The sequence below is a fragment of the Marinobacter sp. MBR-105 genome, assembly GCF_053628895.1.
In genome coordinates this window covers 191,292-207,170 of record NZ_JBRJHG010000001.1, presented here as the reverse complement: position 1 = coordinate 207,170, position 15,879 = coordinate 191,292, and the positions used below count along the sequence as shown (strand labels likewise).

The window sequence follows — 15,879 nt, the reverse complement described above, 5'->3', positions numbered from 1 at the left end:
CGCCGCTTTCGAGGGAAATGCCCCGAAACGCCGTTATGGTGGCCCCATTGGTGCCTCCGCAACATGAAACCGTGAACCCGGTCAGGCCCGGAAGGGAGCAGCCGAAGCGGTGGATGTGTGTGCCGGGGGATCGCTGGTGGGGTCACCCCCATATCCTGCCTCTTGTTTTGCCTGTTTCCTCTCCCGTTTGTTGCGCAAGCGCATGCTTCTTCTCATTGCCTGTCCATGCTAGAGTTGTTCCCATTTTTCAGAGCAGTTGATGGATCATGAGCTATCAGGTTTTAGCCCGGAAATGGCGCCCCCGTACCTTTGAAGACATGGTGGGGCAGGAACATGTGTTACAGGCGCTTATTCACGCCCTGGAACACCAGCGCCTGCACCATGCCTATCTGTTTACCGGCACCCGGGGCGTGGGCAAAACCACCATTGGCCGCCTGCTGGCCCGCTGTCTGAACTGTGAGACCGGCATAACGCCGAATCCCTGCGGTGAATGCGACAGCTGCAAGGAGATCCTGGAGAACCGTTTTGTTGATCTGATCGAAATCGATGCTGCCTCCCGCACCGGTGTAGATGACATGCGGGAACTGACCGACAACGTGCAGTACGCTCCCACGCGCGGCCGCTACAAGGTGTACCTCATCGATGAGGTGCACATGCTCACCAACCAGTCCTTCAACGCCTTTCTGAAAACCCTGGAAGAGCCTCCTGAACACGTCAAGTTCCTGTTGGCCACCACTGATCCCCAGAAGCTGCCGGTGACGGTGCTTTCCCGGTGTCTGCAGTTCAATCTCAAGCGGATGACGCCGGAGCACATTGTTGGCCACCTGAAGCACGTTCTGACCGAAGAACAGATCCCGTTTGAAGACCCGGCCCTGTGGCTGTTGGCGAGGGCGGCCGATGGCAGTATGAGGGATGCCCTCAGCCTGACCGACCAGGCGATTGCATTCGGCAACGAGAACCTGGCTGCCAGTGATGTCAGCAATATGCTGGGCACCATCGATCAGCGCGATATCCAGCGCATTGTTAACGCATTGGTTGAGCGTGATGGCCCCGGTCTGCTGTCTGAAATTAACCGGATCTCGGATTTTGCCCCGGATTATGGAGTCATTCTGTCCGATATGCTGTCCCTGTTTCATCGCGTCACCATGGAGCAGGTGGTACCGGGCAGTGCCGACAACGCCATGGGCGATGCTGCCCAGGTGCAGGAACTGGCCCGTCGTCTGAGTGCCGAAGATGCCCAGTTGTTTTACCAGACCGCGTTGATTGGCCGGAAAGATCTGTCGGTAACACCGGATGCCCGTATGGGCTTTGAAATGACCTTGCTGCGCATGCTGGCGTTTCGACCGGGTACCGATCGCCGGGAACCGCCGGCGCTGGCCTCTGGCAACAGCAACAATGGCCCGGCGGATTCAGAACCTGAGCCTGGCCCGGTTTCGCAATCCGCGCCCACCCAGGCTGTCGCCGCGGCACCGCAACCCGAGCCCGCGCCTCAGCCGGTTCCCAGTCCGGAGCCGGTAGCTGAACTTGAACCACAGCCACCCATGGTGGATGACCCGCCACCCTGGGAGCCAGAAGACTACGGCGTTCAGGCTGAATCACCCGAGTGGCAAGAGCCGGTCCCGCAATCGGATTCCAGTATTGAGCCTGACGCAAGCGCGACATCCGCGCCAGAGTCAGCGCCGGAACCAGTTTTGGCCCCTGATCCGGTGCAGTCAGAGCAAAATGCTGACCAGACCATGGTGAACGAACCTGAGCCGGCACCTGCCGAGCCCGAGCAACCGGTCACCGCCGACGGGTTTGTCTGGGAACGTGATTTCCGCTCGCTGGGTATTACCGGCATGCCTGGAAACCTGGCCAGCTATTCGTCCATGAGAATGGAAGGGCAGGCGGTTGTGCTGACTCTGGATGAGGGGCATGCGCGGCTGCTCAATGCTCGCCACGAAGAAAAAATACTGGCGGCCTTGAGATCACGCTTCGGCGACGCCACACAGTTGAAGATAGAGCAGGGTGTGCCGGGGTTGCATACGCCCGCCGCCTTTGAGGAGCGCCAGCGAGCTGCGCGCCAGAAAGCCGCGGAAGAGTCCATCCGGCAGGATCCTCTGGTCAAGAGTATTGTGGAACGATTTGAAGGGCGGGTCGTCGAAGAAAGTATCCGCCCCGCAGAAACAGCCAGGAGATAAGCAGATGATGAATAATATGGGCGACCTGATGAAAAAGGCCCAGCAGATGCAGGAGCAGATGCAGAAGGCTCAGGAAGAGATCGCCAAAGCTGAAGTCACCGGTGAATCCGGCGCAGGGTTGGTGAAAGTCACCATGAACGGCCGGCACGATGTCCGCAAGGTGGATATCGATCCGTCTCTGCTGTCTGAAGACAAGGAAATTCTGGAAGACCTGCTGGCTGCCGCCGTGAACGATGCGGTTCGCCGGGTAGAAGCAAACCAGAAAGACAAAATGTCCGGCATGATGTCTGGCATGGGGATGCCGCCCGGTTTCAAGATGCCGTTCTGAGCCGGCCTGCCATCGATTTTTTGAGGAGTAGTCATGGCATTCAGCCCCCTGGTTGATGAATTGGTGGAATCCCTGAGATGCCTGCCGGGTGTTGGCCAGAAAACGGCCCAGCGCATGGCCTTTCATCTGCTGGAGCGGGGCCGCTCTGGCGGAACCCGGCTGGCAGCGGCGTTGAATCATGCGATGGACGGCGTGCGCCGTTGCGACAGCTGCCAGAATTTTTCGGATACCGAAATCTGCCAGATCTGCGAAAAACCCGAGCGCCGCAATGGCACCCTGTGTGTTGTTGAAAGCCCTTCAGACCTGCTTGCCATTGAGCAGGCCGGCGATTACAAAGGCAGTTACTTCGTGTTGATGGGGCACCTGTCTCCCATCGATGGCGTGGGCCCGGAGGAGATCGGGATCGAGCGTCTGCTTGATAGAGTGCGCCGTGAAGGCGTAACCGAATTGATCCTGGCCACCAACCCCACGGTGGAAGGTGAAGCTACCGCCCACTACATTGCTGACCGCCTTGATGGCCAGAATATCCTGATCACACGCCTGGCCCATGGCATTCCCGTTGGCGGTGAGCTGGGCTATGTTGACGGCTTTACACTCACCCATGCATTCCGGGGTCGCAAACCCCTGTCTGAATAAGTCCTCAGGTTCTGTCTATGACTCACACCGACCCGGCCGTAACCATTCCAGCGGCCCCGGATACCGTTCGCTGGCTGGAGACACCCGAGCAACTGGATCAGTGGCTCGGCTGTCTTGACCCCGGCATTCCGGTTGCACTTGATACCGAGTTTGAACGGGTATCCACCTTCTACCCGATTCCAGGCCTCGTGCAGTTAGGCGCTGACGGACAGTTCTGGCTGGTGGATCCGGAGGTAGCCGAGGCCGCTGGGTCGTTCCGGGCCATGCTGGCCGATGAAAGCCGGCCAAAACTGCTGTATGCCATGAGCGAGGATCTGGAGTTATTTCGCCATTGGCTGAATGTGGAGCCAGCGGGTGTGCTGGATTTGCAGATCGGTGCCGCACTGGCCGGTGCCGGATTTTCCGTTGGTTATGCCCGCCTGGTTGAGACCCTGTTCGGAGAGGCGCTCGATAAATCCGCCACCCGTTCGGACTGGGTGTCACGGCCACTGACGCCGGCCCAGGAACGCTACGCTCTGGACGACATCCGTTTTCTTGGGCCACTTTACGGATGGGTGTTGGCTAACCTCAGGCAGCGTAACCTGGAACATGCCCTGGCGGATGAGTCCCGGCGATTTGCCAACGAGGCCGCTACCCAGGAAGACCCGGAGCAGCATTACCTGAAACTCCGGGGCGGCTGGACCCTGAACCGGGAACAGCAAGCGGTTCTCCGGGCACTGGTCGTCTGGCGCGAGCAGGAGTGCCGACGCCAGGACCGGCCACGCAACAGGGTCCTGAACGATGGCTTGCTGATTGCCATTGCTGAGCGTTTGCCGTCATCTGCTGCGGTGATCAGGGATGTTCAGGGCGTACCCGGAGGGTTCGTTAAACGCTATGGCGAGCAGTTGGTTGAACTTGTGCAGGCCGCCCGTGCTACCGATAATTCCGGGCTTGAGCTCATCCCCAGACCGCTGAGCCGGGATCAGCAAGCGCTTTACAAGAAGGTTAAGCGTTACTTTAGCAATGCAGCCGAACGCTTTGATATTCCAATGGAAATATTGGCGCCACGTAAACGTATTGAGAAACTGATCCAGGATGGCACCCTGGCGGGCCAGACGTTTTTTGAGGGATGGCGTGAGGATATTATCGCGCCGGTAAAGCAAGATATTGAGGAACTGCTCAACCAATGACTGAACGCGAATTTGTATCGGTGTTTCGCAGCAGCAAGAAAGGCGACACCTATCTCTTTGTCCGCCGAGGGCAAAAGTGGGACGATTTACCGGAGGCGCTGAGAGGTATCTTTGGCTCGCCCATCCACTCGATGGATCTGCTGCTGACGCCAGACAAGAAGCTCGCGCGCACTACCGGAAAGGAAGTGTTGGCGGCAATTGAGGAAAAGGACTTTTTCCTGCAGATGCCGGAAGAACAGGAAACCTACATCGTCGACTTCAAGCGCAAGATTGAGCAGCACCGGAAATGATTGCGCAGATTCCTTTCTGGCAGCGCAAACGATTGGCGGAAATGACTCAGCCGGAATGGGAATCCCTTTGTGATGGCTGCGGTAAGTGCTGTTTACAAAAGCTGGAGGATGAGGATACGGGGGAGGTGTATCACACCGATCTTGTATGCCGTTACATGGACCTGGATACCTGTGGCTGTTCGGTCTATGAGCAACGATTGAAAAAGGTACCGGGGTGTACGGTACTGACCGCTGATACGGTTCTCAGCTACCACTGGTTACCATACACCTGTGCGTACCGGACCCTCGCTGAGGGAAGGCCTCTGCCGGACTGGCACCCGCTTCGTAGCGGTGATCCGGATACCGTTCATCAAGCCCGTGTTTCGGTGCGGGGAAACGTGGTGTCGGAAGATTCTGTGCCGGAAGAGGATTGGGAAGAACACATTATTCACTGGATTCTGTAATGATGGATACAGACGCGTCACTCGCTTATGGGGTTTTCTGGGCGGCCTATGCAGTCGCTTTCGTTGTGTTTTTCTACATGATGAAATCACTGTTCCGGGTATTGCCCTTTTATGGTCTGCGGACACTGCTTTTGTCTGCGCTTTTGGTGCTGGTGCTGACCCCCGTGGAATCGCCAGACGTGGCCGGCTGGTGGATACCGGCCTGGCTGTTTGCGGGCTATGAGCTGATTCTTGGTGACACCGATGCCGCCGGTCGCGCGCTGTTCAATTTCAGCATCGCCGCGATTGTTATGCTACTGGTATGGATACTTGATCTGGTTCGGTACCGACTGGTTCGCAAATAGACGATTTCTGAGAACTACAAAAGATAAGGGCGCAGTTCAATGAACGGGTTCAAACGCATTTGGGTGGCTGCAGCTTTGCTGCTGATTTCTTGGCAAGCAGGTGCGCAGGACCCGGCACTGTCTCTGCCCGGCAATGCAGATGTGCGCATTGTGGTGGATATTTCCGGCTCCATGAAGGAAACCGATCCACAGAATCTCCGCCGCCCAGCGGTTCGTCTGCTGGCCCGGACATTGCCGGAAGGAGCCAGTGCCGGTCTCTGGACTTTCGGGCAGTACGTTAACATGCTGGTGCCCTACGGTGTGGTTGACCAGTCCTGGCGCGACACTGCTATTGAGCGTTCCGAGCAGATCAATTCGGTAGCGCTGCATACGAACCTCGGTTTGGCGATGGAGAAAGCCGCCAACGACTGGCTGTCTGGCGGTACCCTCGAGAATACTCATCTTATCGTCCTCAGCGATGGCAAGGTCGACGTGCCAGGCGGTGACGACGCAAGTCTGGCTGAGGAAAAACGCATAGTCGATTCCTTGTTGCCAGCGCTGAAAGACAAGGGCGCCACAATTCATACGGTTGGTCTGTCTGAGAAAGCGGACATCCGGTTTCTTCGTAACCTGGCCCGGGAAACCGGTGGCAGCTTCCAGCTGGCGCAATCTGCCGAGGCGTTGAATCTGGCGTTTGCCAATGCGCTGAATACCGCAGTGCCGCAGGAACAGGTTCCCATTGAGGGCGATGGCTTTGCCGTTGATGATGGCGTCAGCGAGTTTACGGCACTGATCTTCTCCGGACAGGATGCTTCTGGCGAAGAGCCGTTGGCACTTGCTCAGCCTGGTGGTGAGCCGTTCACCCGGGAGAGCGCTCCGGATAATGTCCGTTGGGCATCTGAGCCGGGCTATGATCTGATCACGGTTACTGAACCGGTCTCGGGCCGCTGGCGTATCATTGGCGATCTTGGCCAGGGGAGCCGCGTGACGGTGGTCAGTGATCTGCGCATGGCCGTGAATCCGATTCCCGCTGAGTTTACCGAAGAGCAGCCTCTGGCCATTGAAGTGGCTTTTTTTGAGGAAACCGAAAAGATTACCGGGTCCGATTTTCTCTCGGTCATGGACGTTAGCCTGTCGATAACCGCGAGTGATGGTCGGCAAGGTACTAAGGTTTTGTCTCCCGATACCCCGCCGGAAGACGGCGTATATCGGGACACCGTACCCAGATTGCCTGCGCCTGGCCGCTATCAGGTTGATGTGGTGGCGGATGGCGGAACTTTCTCCCGCAAATTCAGTGCCATGACGACGTTTACCGTGCCAGGGGAAGAGCCACCTCTGGAGGTGGTGACCGAACCCATGGTGCCAGACCTGTCTGAACAGGCGGAGCCGCTGCCGGATTTTGATGGCGGAGCCAACTCTTCAGAACCGGAGCCGCCAGTGGAAGCTGAGCCTCCGGTCGAAGCCCCGGTTCAGGAATCTGAGCCGGAACCAGAGCCAGAGCCAGCATCGGTCGTTGAGCCGGAGCCCGAAGCGCCGGTCGAACAGCCGATCGCTGACACGGAGCCGGAGAAGGGTACCCTTCTGGGTATCCCGGTTTGGGCCTGGGGTGCTGGCGCAGCCTTGCTGGTTGCTATCGTGGGCCTTGGTTTGTTTGCATGGCGTCAGAAAAAAGCGAGGGCAGAACAGGAGCAGGCGGCAGCGGCTGAGCGTGAAACCCTGGAAGACCTGGCTGAAGAGTCTGAGGAGCCACCAGTGGTTGAGCCGGAGCCTCCGGCAGCGGCGGCGTCAGAGTCGGTGGAAGCGGAGGCTGAACCTGAACCTGAACCTGCCCCGGAAAAAGAGCCAGAGCTGGCGTCTGCCGAAGAGCCGGAACCGGAACCTGAAGACATTCCGGAACTCTCGCAAGCTGACAGCGAACCGGATGAGATTCCGGATGAGGCCGTACCCGAAGTAACGGAAGAGCTGCCATCGGCTGAACTGGAACCGGAAGAGGATGACATCCCCTTGGCAGACGATACGGTTGGCGCCGAGGCGGAGCCAGATCCTTCTGAAGCTGATGAGATCAGCGAGTCGGAGTTCGACATTGATGAGGACGAGTTTGGTCTGGAAGACTTCGACCTCTCCGAATTCGACGATTTGCCCGATTATGATGAAGAGTCCCCGGAGGACGAAAAATCCAAACCGGCGGACAAGAAAGAGAATCCGAAAAAGTAACCAACAGGAATCAGACACATGAAGTTTACCGGCACCGATAAATACGTAGCCACCGATGACCTGCAAATGGCAGTCAATGCAGCGATCGCGCTGCAGCGTCCGTTGTTGATCAAGGGTGAACCCGGCACCGGTAAAACCCTGCTGGCGGAGGAAATGGCCGCGGCGCTGGGAATGACTCTGATTCCCTGGCACATCAAGTCGACCACCAAGGCCCAGCAAGGCCTGTACGAATATGATGCGGTGTCCCGCCTTCGGGATTCCCAACTCGGGGACGAGAAGGTCAAAGACATTCGCAACTACATTGTGAAGGGCAAGCTCTGGGAAGCCTTTGAGGCGGACGAGCAGGTGGTTCTGCTGATCGACGAAATTGACAAGGCGGATATCGAGTTCCCGAACGACCTGTTGCTGGAACTGGATCGAATGGAGTTTTTCGTTTACGAAACCCAGGAGTTTGTGAAAGCGAAGAAACGCCCGATTGTGGTCATCACCAGTAACAACGAGAAAGAGCTGCCAGATGCCTTCCTGCGCCGCTGCTTCTTCCACTACATCAGCTTCCCGGATCACGACACCATGAAGAACATCGTGGATGTGCACTTCCCGGGAATTCAGCAGCAGGTGGTGCGGGATGCGCTGGAAGTGTTTTTTGACGTTCGCAAGGTGCCGGGGCTCAAGAAGAAACCGTCGACATCCGAGCTGATCGACTGGCTCAAGTTGCTGATGGCGGATGAGCTCTCTGCCAAAGCCCTGCAGGAGAAAGACTCCAGCTCGGCTCTGCCACCGCTCTATGGTGCCCTGGTGAAGAATGAGCAGGACGTTCATTTGCTGCAGAAGCTGGCTTTCATGGCGCGTCGCCGAAACTGATCACCGACAAGAGCCCTGCTTTATGTTGATTGATTTTTTCCTCGAAGTACGGCGGGCCAGGGTGCCGGCCAGTCTGCGGGAATTCCTGGACCTGCTGGAGGCCATTCAGCAGCGCCTGGCATTCGCGGACATGGAGGAGTTCTACTACCTGGCCAGGGTGTGTCTGGTTAAGGATGAGCGGCACTTTGACAAGTTTGATCGCGCCTTCCAGGCTTATTTTGAAGGCATCGAGAATCTCGATGATCTGCTCGAGGCGCTGATACCGGACGATTGGCTGCGCGCCGAATTCGAGAAACACCTGACCGATGAAGAGAAAGCCAAGATCGAGTCTCTCGGCGGGCTGGAAGAGTTGATCGAAACCTTCAAAAAGCGCATGGAAGAGCAGAAGGAGCGTCACGCCGGCGGTAACAAATGGATTGGTACCGGCGGAACCTCACCGTTTGGTGCCAACGGTTACAACCCGGAAGGTTTCCGCATCGGCCAGAACAAGGGTCGCCACGGCCGGGCGGTTAAAGTCTGGGAAAAGCGTGAGTTCCGTGATCTGGACGACAGCATCACCCTCGGCATCCGCAACATCAAGGTCGCCTTGCGCCGGCTGCGTAAATTTGCCCGACAGGGCGCGGCAGACCAGCTCGACATGGATGACACCATCCGCTCAACGGCCCGCAATGCAGGATACCTGGACCTGAAAATGGTTCCGGAGCGGCACAACGCCGTGAAGGTTCTGATCTTTTTTGATGTGGGCGGTTCAATGGATCCTCACGTTCGCGTGTGTGAAGAGCTGTTCTCCGCGGCACGTCTTGAGTTCAAGCACATGGAGTATTTCTACTTCCACAATTTCATTTATGAAAGCGTGTGGAAGAATAACATCCGGCGCATGAACGAGACGCTCAGCACCTGGGACATCCTGCATAAATATACGCCGGACTATAAGGTGATTTTTGTCGGGGATGCCACCATGGCGCCTTATGAGATCACGCATCCCGGTGGCTCGATCGAACACTGGAATGAGGAAGCAGGCGCCACCTGGTTCCAGCGTGTGACCGAGCATTTCCGAAAGGTGGTGTGGCTCAACCCGTTACCAGAAAGCTACTGGGGATCGGGTGGTTCACTGGGCATTACCCAGCAATTGGTCAATAATCATATGTACCCTTTGACCATTGAGGGGCTCGAATCGGCCATGAGGCAGTTGAGTAAATAAAAAAAAGCCGATGCGGTTGAGGGCATCGGCAAAGCTCGGCATATTCAAGCGGGGGTTGCCCGAAAGGCGCTCCCGCCATCTCTGGTAGAGCAATTCCGGGGCCATGCCCCTGTATCTGCTTTTAGTATCAATAAGTTGCCTCGTCATAGGGCTGTCCAGTCCTCTGTGATCCGCATCCCTTTTCTTTGTTTCTGTCAAATTAGTCGACGCTTTTCGTTGCCAATACCCGGCCAAATGCTCATTTGGTGAAATGGATACCGTTCTTGGTTGTTAGCGGGTGTTACTCTTTATTTCGAAATGTTACCTGAGCCGCGCACCAGCGCGGCCCGGCAAGGCAGGAAAGTGATGTTCGGCAGACAAAAACCACAAAAGTGCCGGATTGCCCCAGGGATCAGGGGGTTTTGTATATCCGGAATGATCATTGCCGCGATGGCGGCAACCTCCCACGCATCGTCGCTCGATGAGCAGATCGAGCGTCTGAACGCTGACATTACCCGGCATACCGCGAGTGTGCATGCCCTTGAGCAGAAACTGCTGCACCCGGTGAATACCCGGGTGGCGGTTTTTCTGTCTTTGGCGAACCGGCAGGCCCTGGAGCTGGATTCGGTAGAACTGTTCGTCAATGAGCAGCCGGTTACCGCTCATCTGTACACAGAAAACGAACGGAGCTCACTGGGCCAGGGCGGTGTACATCAACTGTTTATCGGCAACCTCGCGGACGGAAGACATACTCTCAAGGCAGTGATCAACGCCCGGGCGGCCAACAATCGTTTCGTGCGCCGGGAGATTGTCCACGATTTCCGGAAACAGCCCGGCACTTTGCGCCTGCAGATGACGCTGAACGCCAAGGCACCGGACTATGAACCGGAAGTCTCATTTGTTGAGTGGAAATAACCGGCCATGAATGGGCGCATGTCTCTGTTCCTCCGAAACAGTATTGGTGTCATGGCAGCGATGCTGGCAGGTGTGGCAACGCCGGTAGCAAATGCCATGGATAACTCGTTGGCATCTGGTGTGGTTCGCTTTGCGCTGGATACCGGTGAGGCTTCCTCGGTTGTCGGGTTGGCAATGAAGCTTGAAGGCGAATCGGCCGATTACCTTCAGGCCCGGCTTATGCTGGCCTCGGGGCAGCATGACGAGGCCAGGGCTGGGTTTGAGGGTGTATTTAACGGTGCGTCTCACCGTGGCGAAGCGGCATTGGCTCTGGCTGAAATGGCACAGGAAGATGGCGATCTCACCGGTGCGGAAAACTGGTACCAACAGGCGCGCCGAACCGGCTATGGCGAAGTGGCTCAAAAAGCGCTTCTTGGTCTGGCGGAGCTGGCCAGAATACAAGGGAAGACCGACGCGGCCGGTCAATACCTTGCGCGTATGGAAGATGGCTACTGGGCGGCTGTGGGCTATATGAACCTGGCGGCGGATTTCGCCCGCGATGATCTCGATTCGTCACGGGCCCTGGTTTCGCTCCGGGTTGCCATGGCCATGGCTGCCAAGGATACCGACACCAGCCGGAGCCGGGCACTGCTGGATCAGCTCAATCTCCGGGCCGGCTATCTTGCATTGGGTAGCGAAGATTACGACAAAGCGATTGATTTCCTGGAGAAGGTCTCTCTGGAAAGCTATCACACACCTCAGGCTCTCTACCTTCATGGACTGGCGCTGTCGCGCAAAGGTAACCACCGTGTCGCCATGCAGAGCTGGCACCGTGCCAAGAAATTTCCGCTGGCGTTTCCCGGTGTTTCAGATGCGTGGATTGGTATGGGCCGTGGTTACGATCTTTCCGGGTACCCGGGCCAGGCGGGAGAATCCTGGTTGGCAGCCAACGCGGCCTATGAGGGAGAACGGGTTACCCTTGGCAAGTTGTCCGAAAGGATCACGGCTGAAGGAGCCTACAAAGCTCTGGTTCAGGATGCCCGTAGCGACGACATTCAATGGTTTTTGGCCGATAACCGAACGTTAACCCAGCCACGAATGGCGTATCTTCTGCGCTTCATGGAAGAACCCGGGGCCCAGGTGGCGGTGCGGAGGGTGGCGCGCCTTGATGAGATGGTCGCAACACTGGATGCGAGCAAGTACAACCTGGAGGTTTTCATCCAGGCCCTTGAAGGCTTTATGGCCTCGGCCGGTTCAGGGGGGGCGGCGTCACAAACCGTGGTGCTTGAGCAGCAGCAAAGTGATCTGGAATCCAGATTGAATGGGTTGGTGGAGCAGGCGGCAACGCCTGCCCAGGTCACAGAGTTGCGTCAGCTAAAACAGTCCCTGGCAGGAGCCGGCCGCCGCATGGGCGCGTTGAATGAGCAGATCCTCCAAAGGCCTGAGCGCCTGGAGACGGTTCTGGACGAAGCTCGTGCATTGAGCGACGCCACCAAGGATTTACGTTACAAGACCCTCAGTCTCCGGGAGCAGGCTGCGCGAGAACTGGATGCACTGGCACTGGCGTTTGTTAAAACGCAGACCCAGCGCATGACTCACGCGCTGGACAAAACCGAGCAGCAAATCGCCCATCTCTACGAGTATCTCGCTCTGGAAAATCTCGGGGAGGGTGCACAGTGAATCTGCCTTTTGCTCCGAAGTCCTTTGCGGCATCCCTTGTCATGATTATGGCGTTGGCCCAAGCGCCGGTTTCTGCGCAGGAATCGTTCCGCGTGGAGTTGGGGCGGGATGGTGAAACCCTGGGGGATATGCGCCCGGTGTTTCTGAAATTTGAGAGCCGGCCACTGCCGGCGATTTCGCCTCTTGAAGTGGCTCGCCGTTATCAGAAGCTGTTTGAGTCCTCGGATGAGCCTGAAGTGCGGATAGACGCCCTGAACCGGCTCAACAACATCCGTGATAGGTCGGGAGAGGACGTCGGGTTCTCCGAAGAGCGGGAAGCGGCCATCTATGAGGAAGTGCTCGAGAGCTACGAAAGCATTCTGGCCAAAGGGTCCTTTTCCGGGCGTCTCGACGAGTTGCTGTACCAGATGGCCAAGGCCCACGCGCTGACCGGTCAACCGGAGCAGTCCATCGCAAGACTGAAACAGCTTGTTGGGCTTTACCCGAACTCGGAACTGGTACCTGAGGCCCGTTTTCGCATAGCGGAAGCGGCCTTCTCCGCCGGCCGTTACGCAGAGGCTGAGGCCGGTTACCTGCAGTTGCTGGAGCATGACAGCCATCAGGAGCTCGCCGCCAAAGCCCGCTACATGCTCGGCTGGAGTCAGTTTAAACAGGGTGAGCCCGCCTGGACCCGCGCGGCAGCGACGTTCATGGCGGTACTGGATCAGCAATTGCCAGACCAATCCACGCTGGTCAACCCGCCGGCGCAGTCCATGGATATGCTGGAGGACACCTTCCGGGTGCTGGCTTTGATGGCGTCCCGCCAGAGTGATGCCCGGACCCTTGTCGGCTGGCTGGATGGTCGTGAGTCATCAGCATGGCAGCATCTGTTATACGACCGGCTTGCGGATCTGCATGCGGTGGAACGTCGTTATGAACGGGCGGTGTCAGTCAACAACGCTTTTGTGTCCGAGTTTCCGGGCCACACAGCGAGCCCGGATTTCCTGGCCCAGAGTGTGTCCTACTGGCAACTGGCCGGTAATACCTCAAAAGCTCTGGCGGCGCGGGATGATTACGTCCAGCGTTTGGGGGCAGAGGCCCGATTCCAGACGATGACTCCTGAGCAGAAGGGGCTTTGGGCGCAATACACCCGCTTCCTCGCTGATCACTACTACGCCACCGGTACAGACCTCAGTAGCCGGAACCAAACGGCTGCCGCCAGTGAAGCCTGGGCCAAAGCCGCCCATTATTACGAACGGCTGGCACCTCGCTCGGATCAAGCCGGGGAACTGCTCCATCTCGCAGGCGATGCCCGGTTACTGGCTGGCGATCGGGCTGAAGCCGTCAGGAATTTCCGGGCCGCAGCCTACGACCATCGCCACGGGGATTCCCGGGATTCGGCCTGGGCCGCGATCCGAATTGTTCGTGAGGATCTTGAGCTGGCATCAGGAGAGAGCAGAACTGCGACGCTGCTCGTCCTGAGCAACGAAGAGCAGCAATATGCAGAGGCGTTTGGCCCGGATGAACGTCTGTCGGGGCTCCGTGCCGACCTTGCCAACCGTTGGTACGACCTGGGCGAATTCGAGCGTGCCCTGCAATACGCCAGTTCTACACTGACCTGGGAGCGGGCGGGGGTTACCGAGCGTTACGCCGCGTGGTTGGTGACCGCACGTATTCGACAGAAAAACAACGAATTTGGGCTAGCTGAACGTGCGTGGCGCCAGGCTTTGCCATTGGCTGACGAAGCCAGCCCGGATGCAGAAAGCCAAAGGCGCAGTCTTCTGGAACAACTCGCGTCCGCTATCTATCAGCAGGGTGAAAAGGCTGCTCGTGCCGGCGACGCAACTTTGGCCGTGGCGCATTTCCAGAGGGTTGAGGGCGTTATGCCGGGCTCTGAAATTGCGATCAAGGCTCGCTATGATGCCGCGAATACCCTGCTTCGGGCATCCGACTGGCTGGCTGCCATCAATGAACTCCAACGCTTCCGGATGGATTATCCGAGTCATGAGCTTACGCCTGAAACCAGTGAGAAGCTGGTTCTTGCCTATCAGGAATCTGGCCAGGGATTAAAAGCCGCGGAGGAGCTGCTGAGTCGCTCAGAAACGCTTGCGGACCCGTGGCCCACCAGGCTGCGTGCTGCGGCCATTTTCCACGCAGAGGGTGACAGCGCTTCCAGAAACCAGCTTTACAAAAACTGGCTGGCGGTTGCACCCACGCCCGATTCCGCCGAGGAGCATGTTCAACAGCAGACCATGCGCCAGCGCTTGATCGAATCGGGAGACTCGGCGGTTGCTGTGCGTGAACAACTGCTGGCTCAGGAAAGAGCCAGCCAGTGGCATTCCGACGATACCCTGCAATGGGCGGCAGATGCGGCACTGTTCTTTGGTGCACAGACGGCAGAGCGTTTTGCCGGTATTGCTCTGGCTCACCCGCTGGAGAAGTCACTTGCACGAAAACAGGCCGCCATGCAGCAGGCTCAGGAGTACCTGCAGGAGGCGGAGTCCTTTGCCGGCGAGGGGGTTCGTTCGGAGGTTTTATATCGCCGTGCAGAACTCTATCGAACACTGGCGTCTGACCTCATGTCCTCTGAAATACCCGCAGAGCTGAACGAAATGGAAGCGATGCAGTATCAGATGCTTCTGGAAGAGGAAGCGTTTCCGCTTGAGGAAGAGGCCATGGCGCTGCACGCCCGCAACCACGAACGTATCCCCACGGAGGGTTTCGATGAGTGGATTCAGCGCAGCCTGGAGGCCCTGGCCACCATGCACCCCGGGCGCTACGACCGACAGCTTCGCTGGATGAGTTGGACGACGGACACCAATCAGGGAGGCTCATGATGAGGTTGAGAGGGATACCCCAGGTTTTCCGGTTTTTACTTCTTCTGGTTCTTGCGGGGTTGGCTGGCTGCGCTTCCAAAGCGCCGGCACCTGAAAAAGTGGCGCCGGTGTATCAGCCGGAACAGTCAAAAGAGTGGGAGCGGCAGGGCCGGCAGGCCTACGAAGCCGGTGACCGGAAGACGGCGCTGGAGGCCTGGCACCAGGCGGTTGCGGCGGATCCTGCCAACGTGAGGGTCCGCAACAATCTGGCACTGCTTCTTAAAGAGCAGGAGCGCTTTGAGGAAGCCGCCGAGATGCTGGAAGCGGGGTTGAAGGTGACGCCGAAGGTGGCGGAACTGCATTACAACCTGGCGGTGATATCGGAGCTCTACCTGCTGGACCTCGACAAGGCGCTGGAACATTACCAGCAATATCAGTCCCTGGTGGGGGAGGAAGGCTCGCAGGTTGCCGGCTGGATTGCAGATCTTGAACGGAGGCTGGAATGATGCTGTCCAGGTTAACGTGCTGCGGTTTCCCCCTGTTTGTTCTGTTACTTTGGCCGGCCATCGGCTATTCCGCAGAAGGGATCAGTGAGGCGGGGCAGAGCCAACAGAACGTTCTGCAGGTACGGGGGCTCTCCGCTGGCACCGGCGAAGACGATCCGAGAATTCTGTACATATTGCCCTGGCAAACGCCGAGCCTGCCCCGGCGCCCGAGAACCGAACTCAATCAACAGGCACCGGAACTTTTGCATCCGGTACCTCAACCGGTTCTGGAGAACCACCGCCAGTTCCGCGAAACCCTGAACCCCCTTGTGCTGACACCAACGCTTTCTGCAGGGCAGGGCGCCGCACCAGTCGAGTCGCAACCGTAACGTCGCAGTAGA

15 protein-coding genes and 1 other RNA gene are annotated in these 15,879 nt (G+C 57.8%); all 16 read left to right on the top strand.

Annotation, left to right across the window (positions count from 1 at the left end; genetic code table 11):
• Positions 1-45 precede the first annotated feature (45 nt).
• The 16 genes from ffs (at position 46) to ACSSVV_RS00915 (ending at position 15,867) form a co-directional block, all read left to right on the top strand.
• An RNA gene (gene ffs / locus ACSSVV_RS00990) (signal recognition particle sRNA small type) lies at positions 46-142 on the top strand.
• Between the two features lie 124 nt (positions 143-266).
• Positions 267-2,180, top strand: a complete 1,914-nt coding sequence (dnaX, locus tag ACSSVV_RS00985) for a DNA polymerase III subunit gamma/tau (RefSeq protein ID WP_226610764.1) — start codon at positions 267-269, stop codon at positions 2,178-2,180.
• A gap of 4 nt (positions 2,181-2,184) precedes the next feature.
• Positions 2,185-2,508, top strand: a complete 324-nt coding sequence (locus ACSSVV_RS00980) for a YbaB/EbfC family nucleoid-associated protein (protein WP_011785097.1) — start codon at positions 2,185-2,187, stop codon at positions 2,506-2,508.
• 33 nt (positions 2,509-2,541) lie between these two features.
• Entirely contained in the window at positions 2,542-3,144 is a 603-nt protein-coding gene (gene recR, locus ACSSVV_RS00975; protein ID WP_011785096.1) for a recombination mediator RecR, read from the top strand.
• Between the two features lie 17 nt (positions 3,145-3,161).
• Positions 3,162-4,313, top strand: a complete 1,152-nt coding sequence (locus ACSSVV_RS00970) for a ribonuclease D (RefSeq protein WP_226610766.1) — start codon at positions 3,162-3,164, stop codon at positions 4,311-4,313.
• Positions 4,310-4,603, top strand: a complete 294-nt coding sequence (locus tag ACSSVV_RS00965) for a YcgL domain-containing protein (RefSeq protein ID WP_023010355.1) — start codon at positions 4,310-4,312, stop codon at positions 4,601-4,603. The genes ACSSVV_RS00970 and ACSSVV_RS00965 overlap by 4 nt, the downstream gene beginning before the upstream one ends.
• On the top strand, positions 4,600-5,046 hold the full coding sequence (locus ACSSVV_RS00960; RefSeq protein ID WP_023010354.1) for a YcgN family cysteine cluster protein: 447 nt from the start codon (positions 4,600-4,602) through the stop codon (positions 5,044-5,046). Before ACSSVV_RS00965 ends, ACSSVV_RS00960 begins: the two co-directional genes overlap by 4 nt.
• Entirely contained in the window at positions 5,046-5,390 is a 345-nt protein-coding gene (locus ACSSVV_RS00955) for a hypothetical protein (RefSeq protein WP_226610768.1), read from the top strand. Before ACSSVV_RS00960 ends, ACSSVV_RS00955 begins: the two co-directional genes overlap by 1 nt.
• Before the next feature lie 75 nt (positions 5,391-5,465).
• A complete protein-coding gene (locus ACSSVV_RS00950; RefSeq protein WP_454105393.1) occupies positions 5,466-7,583 on the top strand; it encodes a VWA domain-containing protein in 2,118 nt (705 codons plus the stop codon).
• 18 nt (positions 7,584-7,601) lie between these two features.
• Positions 7,602-8,444: an AAA family ATPase gene (locus ACSSVV_RS00945; protein WP_011785090.1), complete on the top strand. Its 843-nt coding sequence runs from the start codon at positions 7,602-7,604 to the stop codon at positions 8,442-8,444.
• 22 nt (positions 8,445-8,466) lie between these two features.
• Positions 8,467-9,645, top strand: a complete 1,179-nt coding sequence (locus tag ACSSVV_RS00940) for a vWA domain-containing protein (RefSeq protein ID WP_199451624.1) — start codon at positions 8,467-8,469, stop codon at positions 9,643-9,645.
• A 414-nt stretch (positions 9,646-10,059) separates the two neighbouring features.
• On the top strand, positions 10,060-10,539 hold the full coding sequence (locus ACSSVV_RS00935; RefSeq protein WP_022991135.1) for a hypothetical protein: 480 nt from the start codon (positions 10,060-10,062) through the stop codon (positions 10,537-10,539).
• Between the two features lie 18 nt (positions 10,540-10,557).
• Positions 10,558-12,198, top strand: a complete 1,641-nt coding sequence (locus ACSSVV_RS00930; RefSeq protein WP_454105392.1) for a hypothetical protein — start codon at positions 10,558-10,560, stop codon at positions 12,196-12,198.
• Positions 12,195-15,014, top strand: coding sequence for an outer membrane protein assembly factor BamD (gene bamD / locus ACSSVV_RS00925; protein WP_454105391.1), 2,820 nt, complete (start codon positions 12,195-12,197; stop codon positions 15,012-15,014). Before ACSSVV_RS00930 ends, bamD begins: the two co-directional genes overlap by 4 nt.
• Positions 15,011-15,499 (top strand): tetratricopeptide repeat protein, encoded by a 489-nt coding sequence (locus tag ACSSVV_RS00920; protein WP_036148514.1) that lies wholly within the window; start codon positions 15,011-15,013, stop codon positions 15,497-15,499. The genes bamD and ACSSVV_RS00920 overlap by 4 nt, the downstream gene beginning before the upstream one ends.
• Positions 15,496-15,867: a hypothetical protein gene (locus ACSSVV_RS00915; protein ID WP_022991139.1), complete on the top strand. Its 372-nt coding sequence runs from the start codon at positions 15,496-15,498 to the stop codon at positions 15,865-15,867. Before ACSSVV_RS00920 ends, ACSSVV_RS00915 begins: the two co-directional genes overlap by 4 nt.
• The last annotated feature ends 12 nt before the right edge of the window (positions 15,868-15,879 follow it).

What these genes read in the sequence shown, in the direction of transcription:
- ACSSVV_RS00940 (WP_199451624.1), top strand. Translation starts at nt 8,467, where the DNA reads ATGTTGATTGATTTTTTCCTCGAAGTACGGCGGGCCAGGGTGCCGGCC.
- ACSSVV_RS00945 (WP_011785090.1), top strand. Translation starts at nt 7,602, where the DNA reads ATGAAGTTTACCGGCACCGATAAATACGTAGCCACCGATGACCTGCAA.
- ACSSVV_RS00955 (WP_226610768.1), top strand. Translation starts at nt 5,046, where the DNA reads ATGATGGATACAGACGCGTCACTCGCTTATGGGGTTTTCTGGGCGGCC.
- dnaX (WP_226610764.1), top strand. Translation starts at nt 267, where the DNA reads ATGAGCTATCAGGTTTTAGCCCGGAAATGGCGCCCCCGTACCTTTGAA.
- ACSSVV_RS00980 (WP_011785097.1), top strand. Translation starts at nt 2,185, where the DNA reads ATGATGAATAATATGGGCGACCTGATGAAAAAGGCCCAGCAGATGCAG.
- recR (WP_011785096.1), top strand. Translation starts at nt 2,542, where the DNA reads ATGGCATTCAGCCCCCTGGTTGATGAATTGGTGGAATCCCTGAGATGC.
- ACSSVV_RS00970 (WP_226610766.1), top strand. Translation starts at nt 3,162, where the DNA reads ATGACTCACACCGACCCGGCCGTAACCATTCCAGCGGCCCCGGATACC.
- ACSSVV_RS00935 (WP_022991135.1), top strand. Translation starts at nt 10,060, where the DNA reads ATGATCATTGCCGCGATGGCGGCAACCTCCCACGCATCGTCGCTCGAT.
- ACSSVV_RS00920 (WP_036148514.1), top strand. Translation starts at nt 15,011, where the DNA reads ATGATGAGGTTGAGAGGGATACCCCAGGTTTTCCGGTTTTTACTTCTT.
- ACSSVV_RS00915 (WP_022991139.1), top strand. Translation starts at nt 15,496, where the DNA reads ATGATGCTGTCCAGGTTAACGTGCTGCGGTTTCCCCCTGTTTGTTCTG.
- ACSSVV_RS00960 (WP_023010354.1), top strand. Translation starts at nt 4,600, where the DNA reads ATGATTGCGCAGATTCCTTTCTGGCAGCGCAAACGATTGGCGGAAATG.
- ACSSVV_RS00930 (WP_454105392.1), top strand. Translation starts at nt 10,558, where the DNA reads ATGTCTCTGTTCCTCCGAAACAGTATTGGTGTCATGGCAGCGATGCTG.
- ACSSVV_RS00965 (WP_023010355.1), top strand. Translation starts at nt 4,310, where the DNA reads ATGACTGAACGCGAATTTGTATCGGTGTTTCGCAGCAGCAAGAAAGGC.